This window comes from Neisseria animaloris, assembly GCF_900637855.1.
Classification (GTDB): Bacteria; Pseudomonadota; Gammaproteobacteria; order Burkholderiales; family Neisseriaceae; genus Neisseria; species Neisseria animaloris.
The window spans coordinates 1,458,167-1,471,828 of record NZ_LR134440.1 but is presented as its reverse complement, the minus strand read 5'-3'; the positions used below and the strand labels follow the sequence as shown (position 1 = coordinate 1,471,828).

14 protein-coding genes are annotated in these 13,662 nt (G+C 46.3%); 5 read left to right on the top strand and 9 right to left on the bottom strand.

The genetic code is table 11. The features are described from left to right. Positions 1–80: 80 nt before the first annotated feature. Entirely contained in the window at positions 81–515 is a 435-nt protein-coding gene (locus EL216_RS06795; RefSeq protein WP_085390145.1) for a YiiD C-terminal domain-containing protein, read from the top strand. 146 nt (positions 516–661) lie between these two features. Here EL216_RS06795 and lysS read toward each other — a convergent pair whose 3' ends face one another. Then, the gene (gene lysS / locus EL216_RS06790; protein WP_085389996.1) at positions 662–2,173 is read right to left on the bottom strand and encodes a lysine--tRNA ligase; all 1,512 of its coding nucleotides are present in this window, start codon (positions 2,171–2,173) and stop codon (positions 662–664) included. A 4-nt stretch (positions 2,174–2,177) separates the two neighbouring features. Between lysS and EL216_RS06785 the strand changes: the two genes are divergently transcribed. Further along, a complete protein-coding gene (locus EL216_RS06785) occupies positions 2,178–2,375 on the top strand; it encodes a hypothetical protein (RefSeq protein ID WP_126300850.1) in 198 nt (65 codons plus the stop codon). A 270-nt stretch (positions 2,376–2,645) separates the two neighbouring features. Next, entirely contained in the window at positions 2,646–2,858 is a 213-nt protein-coding gene (locus EL216_RS06780; protein WP_085389998.1) for a cold-shock protein, read from the top strand. A 125-nt stretch (positions 2,859–2,983) separates the two neighbouring features. Here EL216_RS06780 and EL216_RS06775 read toward each other — a convergent pair whose 3' ends face one another. After that, positions 2,984–4,537 (bottom strand): family 20 glycosylhydrolase, encoded by a 1,554-nt coding sequence (locus tag EL216_RS06775; RefSeq protein WP_197720422.1) that lies wholly within the window; start codon positions 4,535–4,537, stop codon positions 2,984–2,986. A gap of 287 nt (positions 4,538–4,824) precedes the next feature. On the opposite strand from EL216_RS06775, the gene EL216_RS06770 reads away from it, so the two are divergent. Then, complete coding sequence (locus EL216_RS06770) at positions 4,825–5,910, top strand: methyltransferase (protein WP_085389999.1); 1,086 nt, start codon at positions 4,825–4,827, stop codon at positions 5,908–5,910. 145 nt (positions 5,911–6,055) lie between these two features. On the opposite strand, the gene EL216_RS06765 is transcribed toward EL216_RS06770, so the two are convergent. The 5 genes from EL216_RS06765 to EL216_RS06745 all read right to left on the bottom strand — a co-directional run bounded on the left by EL216_RS06765 (position 6,056) and on the right by EL216_RS06745 (position 11,898). Beyond that, complete coding sequence (locus tag EL216_RS06765) at positions 6,056–6,493, bottom strand: c-type cytochrome (RefSeq protein ID WP_085390000.1); 438 nt, start codon at positions 6,491–6,493, stop codon at positions 6,056–6,058. A 617-nt stretch (positions 6,494–7,110) separates the two neighbouring features. Next, positions 7,111–7,647 (bottom strand): hypothetical protein, encoded by a 537-nt coding sequence (locus tag EL216_RS06760; protein ID WP_085390001.1) that lies wholly within the window; start codon positions 7,645–7,647, stop codon positions 7,111–7,113. 203 nt (positions 7,648–7,850) lie between these two features. Continuing rightward, positions 7,851–8,675, bottom strand: a complete 825-nt coding sequence (locus tag EL216_RS06755; protein WP_085390002.1) for a hypothetical protein — start codon at positions 8,673–8,675, stop codon at positions 7,851–7,853. A gap of 86 nt (positions 8,676–8,761) precedes the next feature. Further along, positions 8,762–11,545: a DNA polymerase I gene (polA, locus tag EL216_RS06750; RefSeq protein ID WP_085390003.1), complete on the bottom strand. Its 2,784-nt coding sequence runs from the start codon at positions 11,543–11,545 to the stop codon at positions 8,762–8,764. Positions 11,546–11,700: 155 nt separating this feature from the next. Further along, positions 11,701–11,898 carry a CsbD family protein gene (locus EL216_RS06745; protein ID WP_085390004.1) on the bottom strand — a complete coding sequence of 66 codons (198 nt, stop codon included), beginning with the start codon at positions 11,896–11,898 and terminating at the stop codon, positions 11,701–11,703. Between the two features lie 494 nt (positions 11,899–12,392). Here EL216_RS06745 and EL216_RS06740 point away from each other — a divergent pair, with 494 nt between their 5' ends. After that, entirely contained in the window at positions 12,393–12,551 is a 159-nt protein-coding gene (locus tag EL216_RS06740; protein WP_085390005.1) for a DUF1328 domain-containing protein, read from the top strand. Between the two features lie 190 nt (positions 12,552–12,741). Here EL216_RS06740 and EL216_RS06735 read toward each other — a convergent pair whose 3' ends face one another. Both EL216_RS06735 and EL216_RS06730 read right to left on the bottom strand, forming a co-directional pair. After that, on the bottom strand, positions 12,742–13,161 hold the full coding sequence (locus EL216_RS06735) for a L,D-transpeptidase (protein ID WP_085390006.1): 420 nt from the start codon (positions 13,159–13,161) through the stop codon (positions 12,742–12,744). A 6-nt stretch (positions 13,162–13,167) separates the two neighbouring features. After that, entirely contained in the window at positions 13,168–13,629 is a 462-nt protein-coding gene (locus EL216_RS06730; RefSeq protein WP_085390007.1) for an outer membrane protein assembly factor BamE, read from the bottom strand. Positions 13,630–13,662 lie beyond the last annotated feature (33 nt).

Sequence of the window (13,662 nt, the reverse complement as noted above, 5' to 3'; positions counted from 1 at the left end):
GAAAGAATCTAATCGCGGTGGTTTCAGACGACCCTGCCGGCCGATATAATTTCCGCTTTCCCGCATGCCTTGGAAAAACCATGACACCAAACGAACTACAAACCTTCCTCCATCAAAACATTCCCGCCTCGGCCGCGCTGCAACTGACCGTAGTCGACAGCCGCGCCGAAAAAGTGGCGTTGCTGGCTCCGTTTGCCGCCAACTGCAACCACCACCATTCCGTTTTCGGCGGCAGCATTTCACTGCTGGCTACTTTATGCGCTTGGTCGCTGGTGCATCTGAATTTTCCCGAATACCACGGGAAAATCGTGATTCAGGAAGGTTCGACCCGTTATCTGAAGCCTGCCAGAGGCGATTTGACGGCTGTATGCGAAACGGAAAACCCTGAGGAATGGGCGGAATGTGCAAAAATGCTGGCATCGCGCGGCAAAGGAAAAATCAATGTAAGCTGCCGTTTGTTCAGCGAAGGGGAGGTGGCGGCGGAGTTTGCCGGGCGGTATGTGGTGTTGGCGTAGGCCGTTATCGGTATGAAGCCGCTTGAACTTTTGTTTGTTTTTACTTGATTGTATCGGCAAATTCAAAGAGGCCGTCTGAAAACTTTTAGCTTCGCAGAAACAGCGTCGCACTTGTTTTCAGACGGCCTCTTTACAAACGGCAAACCTTATTCCGGCCGCATTTGCGGGAACAGAATCACGTCGCGGATAGACGGCGCGTCGGTGAGCAGCATTACCAATCGGTCCAAGCCGATGCCGCTGCCACCGGTGGGAGGCAGGCCGTATTCCATGGCGCGGATGTAGTCGGCATCGTAGTGCATGGCTTCATCGTCGCCGGCATCTTTCTGCGCCACTTGCGCTTTAAAGCGGGCGGCTTGGTCTTCGGGGTCGTTCAGTTCCGAATAGCCGTTGGCCAACTCACGGCCGACGATAAACAGCTCGAAGCGGTCGGTTAAGCCGGGTTTGGTATCGGATGCGCGTGCCAGCGGCGACACTTCCACCGGATAGTCGACGATAAACGTCGGGTTCCACAGTTTGCTTTCCGCACAGCCTTCAAACAAGGCCAATTGCAGGCTGCCGATACCGGGCGTCGGCGGGATTTTTTCGCCGTGTTTCACAATTTCTTTTTTCAGCCATTCGGCATCGTTCAATTGCTCGTCGGTATATTGCGGGTTGTATTTTTTGATGGCTTCGAGAATGGTCAAACGCTCGAACGGGCTTTCCAAATCCACTTCTTTGCCGTTGTAGCTCACTTTGGCGGTACCGCACGCTTCTTTGGCGGCATGTCGGATTACGCCTTCGGTCATTTCCATCATGCGCTCGTAAGTGCAGAACGCTTCGTAGAATTCCATCATGGTGAATTCTGGGTTGTGGCGGGTGCTCATGCCTTCGTTGCGGAAGCTGCGGTTGATTTCAAACACGCGCTCCAAACCGCCCACAACCAAGCGTTTCAGATACAGCTCGGGGGCGATGCGCAGGTAAAGCGGCATGTCGAGCGCGTTGTGGTGGGTAACGAAGGGCTTGGCCGTGGCACCGCCGGGAATCGGGTGCATCATCGGGGTTTCTACTTCGAGATAACGCTCGTTAACCATGTAGTTGCGCACGGCTTGGATGATTTTGCTGCGTTTGATGAAGGTGTCGCGCGAATCTTGGTTGGTAATCAGATCGGCGTAACGCTGGCGGTATTTCTGTTCTTGGTCGGTTAAGCCTTTGTGTTTGTCGGGCAGCGGGCGCAGCGATTTGGTGAGCAGATGCAGCTTGGATGCGCGCACGGTCAATTCGCCGTGGTTGGTTTTGAACAGCGTGCCTTCCACGCCGATGATGTCGCCCAAATCCCAATGTTTGAAGGCGTTGTGTACGTCTTCGCCTACGCCTTGGTTGTTCACATACACTTGAATCTGGCCGCTCACGTCTTGGATGGTGGCGAAGCTGGCTTTACCCATGGCGCGTTGCAGCATCATGCGGCCGGCCACTTTAACGGGGATTTCCTGCGGGTCGAGTTCGGCCTTTTCCTGCGAACCGTATTGCGTCTGCAAATCGCCTGCGAAAGCATCGCGCTGGTATTGGTTGGGGAAGGCGATGCCGTGTTTGCGCAGTTCGTTTAATTTTTCGCGGCGCAGGGCGATGATTTGGTTTTCGTCAAGCTGCGGCTCGGTTTGTGGGTTGTTCTGTTCGCTCATGGTGTTGTTTTCCAAAAATAAGCAGGCCGTTTGCTGCGGCCTGAAGCGGTTGAATATTTGGGGCGTTATTGTACGCGGTTTCTGTATTTTTATCCATGATAAAGGCCGTCTGAAAACGTTGCCGGTGCTTTCAGACGGCCTTCGGGCGGGGTGTTGGCAGGGCGGTTGGAAAGCCGCCGCCGATTTTGATGCCGGCGATTGAAGCTCCGTGCCGCTCCGACTGCTTGCCGTTTTTAGCGGGGCAACGCGATTTAACCGAGTGCCGGTTTGTGTAATAAATCAGAAACTTCTTGACCTGTCGCTCCATGCCCCCCATACTGCACATACTTAGTTGGTACGAAGTTGCTTAGTTTCTGTTGTTCTCTGTATTCCGTTTGGCATTCTGTTCAAGTTTCTCATCTGTGTTTCCGTAGTATTCAGTTTCCCTGCTTTTAGTTCTGACTGGTTTATTTATTTTTTTAAGGAAATACACATGGATACCCAACAATTCGGTTCAGTAAAATGGTTTAACGAGAGTAAAGGTTTCGGTTTTATCACGCCCGAAACAGGCGGCAAAGATTTGTTTGTGCACTTCTCCGCCATCGCTTCGGACGGCTTCCGTACTTTGCAGGAAAACCAACGCGTAAGTTACACTGCAGGCAATGGCCCTAAAGGCCCGCAGGCATTAAACGTTAAAGCTGTCTGATGGCCGCATCGCAAAGACGGGCGCGCATTTTTTATATGCTGCAAAAGCAAAAAGAGCTTGCCGCCGCCCGCAACGATAAAGTTTGAATAAAAAAGCCCGGAACATAACGTTCCGGGCTTTTTTATTCAGTTTACGTTTCGTTTGGCTTTCGATTGGGAATCGACAATAGATAAGTTTTTGTCTAGCCATAATTTAGCGTCTTGGTATTGGTAAGCATGGTAATCCACACCGTTTTTCTGTGTGGTTTTACCAGTTTTCTGCCATTGGCTGCCGAGCACGACGTTGCTTTGCGGCGAACCTTTCACCCACACATTCAAACCTTTGCGCTTGTTTAGGCTGGCTTCCTGAAGCAAATGCAGAGTTTGCTTGTTGTTGACTTTCAAATCGACAATGGTTTCGTTTTTAATCTGTTCTAAATCCAGATAGGCCTGTTCCAACAGAGGAGCGTTGTGGGTTATGGCGTTTCTTTTCTGTCCTGTAACCGTTACGGGTTCGTTCCCCCGGGTTTTCCATATCACCGACTCCAACAGCCCCGCGGTATATTTTTGAATAGTGCTGCTGTTGAGTGAGCCGGCATTTTCTCCCCAGATAGCCAATGAAGCACCTAATATTTTGCTGGTGTCTTTAATGGCGTTGTGATGATTTTCACCGTCCCACACGCCCAAATTCCAACGTTTTAACACATCGCGTGCGGCAAAGTCACTGTTGTGTGAAGTGCCCCAATTTTGTTTCGGCACAACGTATAAATAGTAAGAGTTGTAGTTCATCACGCCGAAACCTTTTTCCACCAGTTCGGGCATGCTGGAGCGGATTTTACGCCGCTGCACAGCAGTGGCTTTGTTTTCGGGATCACCGTCGTAGCTCCAATAGGTGATTTGGATATTGCGGTCTAGTTGGTCAAGCGTGGATTTGATCAAGCCGTCGTTCCACATGCGGGTTTTCAGTTTTTTTTCAGACAAAAAGGCAGCCAGCGAATTGGCATAGGTAATGAATTGGTGGTTGCTGTCGGCGCTGTAACTGAACTCATCTCCGCCGATGTGGAAATGTTTGCCGCTGCCGCTAAAGGCATCGGCCACTTCGGTAATCAGCGATTTTACCAATGCAACGCTTTTAGGGTTGGTAATATCAATTTCTTCGTCTTCGGAATCTTTTAATTTCAAAGACTGCACGTAATTTTTGCCGCGGTGGTGTTCGAGCAGTTGGAAAATGGCAGCCATGTGGCCGGGACTGTCTACTTCGGGAATAAGTTCTATATTTTTAGATTTGGCATAGCGTTTGATTTCGTCAAGCTGGCGGTAACTTAAAAACGGTTTGCCGGTGTTGGGATTGATGTAAACACCTTCTGCATTTTGGGTGGCATTTTTCGCCAATTGGTTGAGTATCTTGCTTTCTAGGGCATAGTTTTCATTGTCGGAAAAGTGCAGATGCAAGAAATTGCCGCCGGAAGCTGCGATGGTGTCGATGAAGTCTTTTATAACAGGCACCGGGTAAAAATGCCGTGCGGTATCGAGCATCAAACCGCTTTGTTTGCCGGCAATTTCTTCTTTTTTAGGTGCGGTTTTCATATTCTGATGTTTAACGGTTGCTGCATCGCATGCGACATTAGCAAAGGAAACCAAGGCTGCTAAAGCAGGCAGAGCAAGTTTACTTAAATATTGTGAAGCGGAAAAATTTTTCATAATTATAGCGTGTGATGTTATGAGGTTATTTACAAAGAGGAGCCGAAATGCAGGCTGCTCCGTTAGATTTGTTTAATTTTATTTTATATCTTGATTCTCTTTAAAGTTGCGATAATTTTTATAATATTTTGCTTAGATGCGCAGAATAATTGTGGAGATGATACCGTGAGGCCGTCTGAAACAATGTTGCTTCAGACGGCCTGATTCGGCTATACAGCTAATGCTTGCGGATTGCGATACAATGCCGTCGTTTCTCCCATTTAAACAACAGATAACGTAAAAATATAATGAAATTATTTCCCGCTTTAGAAGAACGGTATTCCACAGAACAACTTTCCGCCGAAGCGGCCCAGCGTCTTGCCCAAGAAATCGCATTCGCACCGGTGGTTTTTCAAGTATCGCGTTTGATGGTCAAATTCGGCATTTTAGACTGCTTGAACGGGCGGCAGGAGGGTATGACATTGGCTGAAATTGCCGAAAGTGTAGGCCTGAGCCGTTATGCCGCCCAAGTGTTGCTTGAAGCCTCGTTGTCTATCGGCACTGTTATCACACAAAACGACCGTTATCTGATCACTAAGGCAGGCTGGTTTCTGATTAAAGACTGGATGGTAGGCGTGAACATGGATTTTATTCATGAAGTTTGCTATCAGGGGCTGTTTGATTTGGAAGCCACTTTGCTGAACGGCAAACCCGAAGGACTGAAAGTGTTCGGCAACTGGCCGACAATCTACGAAGGCCTGTCGCAACTGCCAGAAACCGCACGCGAAAAATGGCTGGCATTTGACCACTATTATTCCGACAACTCCTTTCCCGAAGCATTGGAAATCGTGTTCGCCAAACCGGTGGCAAAACTGCTTGACGTCGGCGGCAACACCGGCCGCTGGGCATTACAATGCGTGGGCTACAATCAAGGTGTGGAAGTAACGATTATGGACTTGCCGCAGCAGCTCGACCTGATGCGCCAAGCCGTGCAGGGTAAAGAAGGAGCAGAGCGCATACACGGACACCCGGCCAATTTGCTTGATCCCGCCGTGCCGTTTCCCGAAGGTTTCGACGCGATTTGGATGAGCCAGTTTCTCGACTGTTTCTCCGAAGAAGAAGTAACCAGTATTTTGAGCCGTGCTGCTAAATCAATGGGTGCCGATACCGACCTCTATATCATGGAGCCTTTCTGGGACAGGCAAAAATACGAAACTGCCGCCTACTGCCTTACCCAAAGCAGCATATATTTTACCGCTATGGCCAACGGTAATAGCAAATTCTACCACTCCGAAGACATGATCCGCTGCGTGGGCGATGCCGGATTGAAAGTAGCGGAAATACACGACGGTTTGGGCAGAGGCCACAGCATTTTACGATGCCGTAAAGCCTGAATGCTCTTTGATTAAAAGGTGCCAATAAACATAAAGAGAGACATGAAGAGGCCGTCTGAAACAGGTTTTCAGACGGCCTCTTCCATAAAACCCACTCTGTAAATAAGGTGGCATTTCTTATTGAAGCAGGGTGGGGTTCCGATAATCAGTCTTTAAACTTATCGTGGCAGGCTTTGCAGCTTTGGCCCACTTTGCCGAAAGACACTTTCACCGCATCGTAACTGCCGGTTTTGGCCGCTTTATCCAATTCGGCAGCCGCATCGGTAAAACGCTTGATGGCCGCTTGGAATTCCTGCGGTTTTTCCCAAACTGCCGCTTTAGCATCCGAACCTTCACCTTGGCTGTCGGCATCATAATGTTGCCACGGCTCGTTGGCCGTTTCGTTTAATTGCACCGCCAGCAAAGCAAATTCTTTGGCAGGGAAAGATTGCGCATCGCTTTTTTTAATAATCGCGCCCATTTTCTTATTCAGGCCGCGCCAGTCTTTCATATACTGCTGGCGAGCCTTGATATCGCCCGCGTCGGCATGAGCAAAAGGAGCGGTTAGAGAAAGGCACAATAGTGCCCAAAAACATTTTTTCATGGCGTGTTCCTTAAATATTTTTTAATTAAGATTATTGGTAATGTTTAGAAAGAAAACCGATATACATTCGGCAAGGATGGAAAGATACGCTAACTGAAGTTAGTCGTCTAGCATTACAAAAAGGCTGTTTTAAAATCATGTTTTCAGACGGCCTTTTTTCATTAAAATAAGCCGAGCGGCGGATAATACAGTGCCGCTGGCAAGGAGGATATTTATTTTGCCGGCATTGCAATATCAGCCAGCAACTAAAGTACCCGCAACTGCGCCGCCGAAGTATTGATGAACGGCACAGAAGCCAAACTCATCCACCATTACGAGATCATTGGACAGCAACTTGCTAACGAACAGGTCTGTTTATAACGAATATCGGTCATAACGCTCGAAATCGTTGAAATACAAGAAGGTTGTCTGAAAATGAATTGCCTTGAGTTTAAGGGGTGGTTTATTTTCAGACGGCCTTATTGCTTCTCAAGGCTCGATCAATGCACCAGTAGGTAGTGTGTGTGGCATAGCCACGCACGCGGTTTTAGTTCACATCGGCACACAACGCGTGCGTGCCAAAGGCACACATCCTACATGCAGGCTGCGGATTGCTGTGAGTTTTGATAATCTTAAATTTACTGATTCAATTCTTCGGGATTAGATAAATTCATTTTAATCAAATCAAGATTTTTGAGATTATTATCTTTGTGTCCTAAATCTTTTCGTATAGCCATATACATGTCATTTGCTTTTTGTAGAGGAGTAAGTAAATCTGAATTTGGGGAAGAGATGTTTCTAAAATTTAACCATGCTTTAATAACATCATCAGATGCCCACAGAATTAATCCTCTTGTCAATTTCTGAAATTTGTCTTGCAGTTCCTTGTTATCAATGTTGATTTCTTGATTACGTTTTATTGACGCTTGAAATTCTTCAATAATGTCAAAGAATAGCATATAAACTTCAATTTTTTTTGTACGATGACTTTCTTGAATTTCTCGTGATTTAGATTGCCATTGAACATACATAATACCAATTAAGCTGATTAGAGCTGTAATTACAGGTACTACTAGAGTGGAATTGTCCTTAATCCATATTCCTGTTAAATAGACAAAATATATGAATAGAATAATAAGTGCTATTCTAAAATTTAAGTGAATAATTTTTTTCATAACAAAATATCTTTCATTAAAATACTTCCTCCTTATTTTTATTCAATTACTCACAAATAGTACAGTCAATATCTTATAGACAATTAGGTAAATTGATAGCCAAAGACATAACGCAGTGAACATATAGTTTAATTTGCTATTTTTTGAATGTATTGGGTTACGCTTTTGTAAAGCTCAATTAAGCTTACATGTATTATTGGTTTTTATTGTTTAATTTTGGAAGAAATTTTTGTATTGCAAGCCATCGGATTAAATATATAACCATCCTTTGTTTTTCTTATTGTAATAATTTCATTCTCATTTATTGGAAGAACTCTTGTATTTAATGGAATATTTTTACATCTTGAAAATCGTACGGATTCTACATAATAGATAAACGCAGACGTATAGTCTTTAAGAAATTTACTATAACTAGGAAGAAGATTTGTCAGCAGAGTAAAGGTAAATGAAAATACTAGAATGTATGATATAAACCTTATTGTAAAAGTCCACCATGGATAATATTCTAATTTAATTTTAATTTTTAAGTCTTTAATAAGTTGAATGAATAATATATAAAAATATCCTAAAATACCAAAAATAACAAAAATAATAGCAAGTATTATGAAAATAAATAAAGGAATTAATAATATGGCAACAAAGTTTATCGTTCTTGTCATTGCTGATGTGTCAAATTGGATTATTTCATTTACGATTTGCCCTGATAATCCGTAAGCAATTGTTGTTCCTAAAGCATATATAATGAGAAGAAATGCTTTTCCTATTAAGGTTGACCAAATTTTGTTATAAATTACCAATGTATCTGAAATAACTCCTAAAAAAAGAAGAAAGATGCCAAAAGAAAACCCGTGTAGCCATATTTCTTGACTGAAAGGATACCAAACAAAACTATAAATTGTGAATAGTGTTCCTACAAAGAATAACTTTTGACTTCTATTCAATCTAGAGAATATTCGCTTTGTCAGTACATTAATTTTTCTACATAATTTTCTTATTTTTGTTACGGGGAGAATGTTTTGGTTACCCATTTCTTAAATCCTTGGTTATGTATCTAACAAATTTGTATTCAGCCATATTTCAAAGGTATTTGAAAACACATTGTGAGTACTGAAAATCAATGCGCCTCTTCCCAATTCTCCCCCACGCCCACTTCGGCCACCAACGGCACGCCCAGCATGCCTTCTGCCACGCCTGCCATAATTTCGGGCAGTTTGGTTTTCACTAAATCCAGTTCCGATTCGGGCACTTCCAGCACCAATTCATCATGCACTTGCATGATGAGCTTGCTTTGGAGGCCGTCTGAAACGAGCCAGTTGCGGACGGCGATCATGGCGCGTTTGATGAGGTCGGATGCGGTGCCTTGCATGGGGGCGTTGATGGCGGCGCGTTCGGCTCCGGCGCGGGCGTTGGCGTTTTTGTTGTGGATGTCGGGTAGGTAGAGGCGGCGGCCGAACAGGGTTTCTACGTAGCCTTGGGCGGCGGCCTGTTCTTTGGTGCGCTGCATGTAGTCGGCCACGCCGGGGTAGCGGGCGAAGTAGCGGTCGATGAAGTTTTTTGCGGAAAGGTTGTCGATGCCCAGCGATTTGGCGAGGCCGTATTGGCCCATGCCGTAGATGAGGCCGAAGTTGATGGTTTTGGCGTAGCGGCGCTGTTCGCTGCTCACGCTCTCTTGGGCGACGCCGAACACTTCGGCGGCGGTGCGGCGGTGGATGTCTTCACCGTTTTTAAAGGCTTCGATCAGGGTTTTGTCGCCGCTCAAATGCGCCATGATGCGCAACTCAATTTGGGAATAGTCGGCGGACACGATTACGCTGCCTGCGGGAGCGGTAAAGGCGCGGCGCACGCGGCGGCCTTCTTCGGTGCGGATGGGGATGTTTTGCAGGTTGGGGTTGTTGCTGGCCAGCCGCCCGGTGATGGCGACGGCTTGGGCGTAGGTGGTGTGCACGCGGCCGGTGTGCGGGTTGATCATTTCGGGCAGTTTGTCGGTGTAGGTGGACTTGAGTTTGGCTAGGCCGCGGTTTTGTAAGATGATTTTGGGCAGCGGGTAGTCAGGCGCGAGTTGTTCGAGCACGGCTTCGTTGGTGGAAATGCCGCCGGACGCGGTTTTTTTCAGGCCTTTGGTGGGAATGCCCATTTTGTCGAACAGGATTTCTTGCAGTTGTTTGGGCGAGTTGAGGTTGAAGGGCTGGCCTGCGGCTGTGTAGGCTTGCTGCTCCAGCGCCAGCAGTTGGGTGCCGAGTTCGTGGCTTTGTTGGGCGAGTTCGTTTTTGTCGATGAGCACGCCGTTGCGCTCCATTTCAAACAGCACTTGGGCTACGGGCAGCTCCATGTTTTGATACATTTCAAGCTGTTTTTCGTCCATTTGTGCTTTCAGATGGCCTTCGATACGCAGGGCGAAATCGGCATCTTGGGCAGCGTATTCGGTGGCTTGTTCGAGGCCGACATCGGCAAACGAAATCTGCTTGGCGCCTTTGCCGCACAGGGATTCGTAGGTAATGGTGGGCAGGCCGAGCCAGCGTTCGGAAAGCTCGTCGAGGCCGTGCCCCAAGTGGCTTTCGATGATATAGGAAGCGAGCATGGCATCGCCGGCAATGCCGTTCAGGGCAATGCCGTAGTTAGCAAAAATGTGCTGGTCGTATTTGAGGTTTTGGCCGATTTTTTTCAGACAGGCATTCTCTAAATGGGGTTTCAGACGGCCTAATACGTCTTGCAAATCAAGCTGTTCGGGCGCGGCGGTGGGCGTGTGGCCAAGCGGGATATACACGGCTTCGCCTGCTTTGAAAGCGATGCTGATGCCGACGAGCTGGGCTTCCATCGGATTGAGGCTGGTAGTTTCGGTGTCGATGCCGATGATGTCGGCTTGCGACAATTTGCTCAGCAGGGCGGCGAATTGGCTTTCGGTGGTAATGGCTTGATAATCCAGCGTTGCAGGGGCTTGGGCGATGCCGATTTCTTTTTCAGACGGCCTCTCTGCGGCTAAAGCGGCTTGTTCGCCGATATGTGCCGCGCCGAACAAATCGCCGTTGCCTTCGTGCATGCGCTCTTCGGCTTCTTTCAGCCAGGTGCGGAAGTTGAGGCGTTTGAATTCCACTGCCAGTTGCGACCATTTCGGCGTGGTGCGGCGCAGGCTTTCGAGGCCCTCTGAAAGATCGCCGTGCAAGTCCACATCGGTTTTGATGGTAACGAGTTGGTAAGACAGGGGCAGTTGCGGCAGCGCGGCTTGCAGGTTTTCGCCGACTTTGCCTTTGATTTCAGACGCATTGTCCATCACGTTTTGCAGCGAGCCGTATTGATCCAGCCATTTCACGGCGGTTTTGGGGCCGCATTTGTCCACGCCCGGCACGTTGTCCACTTTGTCGCCGATTAAGGTCAGATAATCAATGATTTGGTCGGGGCGAACACCGAATTTGTTTTTCACGCCTTCGATGTCGAGCTTTTCGTTGCTCATGGTGTTGACGAGGGTAACGTGCTCGGACACCAGCTGCGCCATATCCTTATCACCGGTGGAAATCACCACGTTCCAGCCCGCTTCCTCACCTTGTTTGGCCAGCGTACCGATCACGTCGTCGGCTTCCACATCCGGCACAATCAGCACCGGCCAGCCCATCAGCCGCACCATTTCGGGCAGCATTTCGGCCTGCGGGCGAAGTTCGTCGGGCATCGGCGGGCGCGTGGCTTTGTAGTCGGGATACATTTTGTGGCGGAAGTTTTCGCCCTTGGCATCAAACACCACCGCGCAATAGTCATGCACATAATCGGCACGCAGGCGGCGCAGCATGTTGAGTACGCCGTAAAGTGCGCCGGTGGGCGTGCCGTCGGGCGCGGTGAGCGGTGCCATGGCGTGAAACGCGCGGTAGAGATAGGAAGAGCCGTCGACAAGAAGAAGGGTTTGGGACATGGTATGAGGCCGTCTGAAAAGGTTATAGATGGGTGGATTATAAAGGATAAGGCTGTCTGTTTCAGACAGCCTTTGTTTAAAAAACGGTTTCGAAAGAAATAAAAAAGCCCGTCAGTGCGGGCTTGGGTTGTTTAAATAATTTGCATATAGAACAATTAATTGTTGTTCAACCAATCATCAAGCTCTTTTTCGGCCTGCTCTTTGGTATATCCGTAACGCTCTTGGATTTTACCGGCCAGTTGGTCGCGTTTGCCTTCGGCAACTTTCCAGTCGTCATCGGTTAGTTTGCCCCATTTTTCTTTGGCTTTTCCGACAAATTGCTCCCATTTTCCTTCGATTTGATCCCAATTCATATTATCAATTCCTCTCTAAAGTTTATAAATATCAATCATTTGAAATAACGCATTGTGCGTAAAAAAGAATTAGAGATACTTTGGGCGTTTTTCAAGGAAAAAAGGAGTGATTTAACATAATTAATATGAAATTATTATAAAAATCAATAAATTGATTTTATTTTTTGGTGTTTTTTTACAAAAAACAGGCATATGTTAATAATAAACATATGAGATTTTTTATAAAAGATGAATTAAATTAGGTGCTTAAAAAATAATTGTACTTGCGAGAAACAATAAATCAAATGATTGCCAGTTGTTTTTTTGATTATCATTAACAAACTTTGCCCGAGATGTAAAAACTATTTCGAATCATAATGTTGTGAAAATACATGTAATTGGTGAAGTATGGATGCTATGTTAAGATAAACCACATCCTCTTGTTTATAAAAGAAAAACTAGAGGATTTTGCAGTAAAGGTACTGTAAGCCATTTTTTAATAAAAAGGAAAAGCCATGTTACGTTATTCTGTAATCTTTTTTATCATTGCAATTGTTGCCGGTGTATTAGGTTTTGGCGGCATTGCAGGTAGTGCTGCGAGTATTGCGAAGATTTTGTTTATCGGCTTTTTGATTTTGGCAGTGTTATCGTTAATTTTCGGCCGTAAAAAATAAAAAGCATAATGAAGTGAATTTAGTTTTATTGTTATTCGTTATGGATCAGTAGACTAAGAGGCCGTCTGAAAAATTTTCAGACGGCCTCTTAATTTATTCAAGCTGTAAGCATCCTGGAGTATCATTTGGTTTTACGGCAGAGAGTTGCTAAGCTGAACAGCCATATATTTCAAATCGTTAACATAAAAAATCAACGAACTTCCAAAACAAAATAAGCTTTCAGTTTTTCGTATACATCATTGTTAACATTGATACAGCCGTTAGTCATAATGCGGTCTTTAACGTTTGAAGAAGCAATCCGTTCCAAGCGGCGCTCTTCCGGTTTGAGCGTCCACACCCTGTGAACGGCAAACATAAAATCGTTTTCTTCTTTGAATTTCATCACATCGCCACCGTAACCACGCCAGTTGGTTTTGACAATATTTAAGTCAAATGTACCTTTAGGAGTGGTTTTACCGATTAAAACGGGATGACAGCGGTTGTCTTCAAGGCAGATTTCGGCTCTGTCGGTGTAAACAACCGCTTTGCGTTTTTTCACATGCTGAATGCTGCCGGCTTGAATAATAGAACTCAAGCCGAGCAGCATTGTAAGTACTACCAATTTTTTCATTACAAATTATTGACGGATACGTTTGGGAGAAGTTTCCACTTCACGGATAATCACTTCACGTACAGGTTCTTTTTCTTTCGGGCCGCAGCCTTCGGGTAGCCAGAAGAAGCTTTGGGCATTCATTTTCTTGTCAAATAGGATTTTGTATTGGCAAGTTTTGTGTTCGCCGTTTTCACGGTAGTTGAATAAGTAATCCCATTCGCGAACGCCATACAGACCTTCGTTGAAATGAGGACGGCCGATCAGGTTGTAAATTTGGTCCTTATTCATACCGGCTTCGATTTGGCGCACATTGTCCCAGTTCGGCCAAGAACCATGCTGTGAACCACTGTGGCGGAATGTGGTTTTTTCCGGGTTCGGCCATACCGGATTATCGGTAGTGCCTTCTTTGCTTACTTTGCTTAAGTTACCGCATGCAGCTAAAGCCAACGCAGCAGCCAAAGGTAAAATCAGGGCAGACAGTTTCATGGAAAATCCTTTCTCTTATCTTATCTCAGGAGG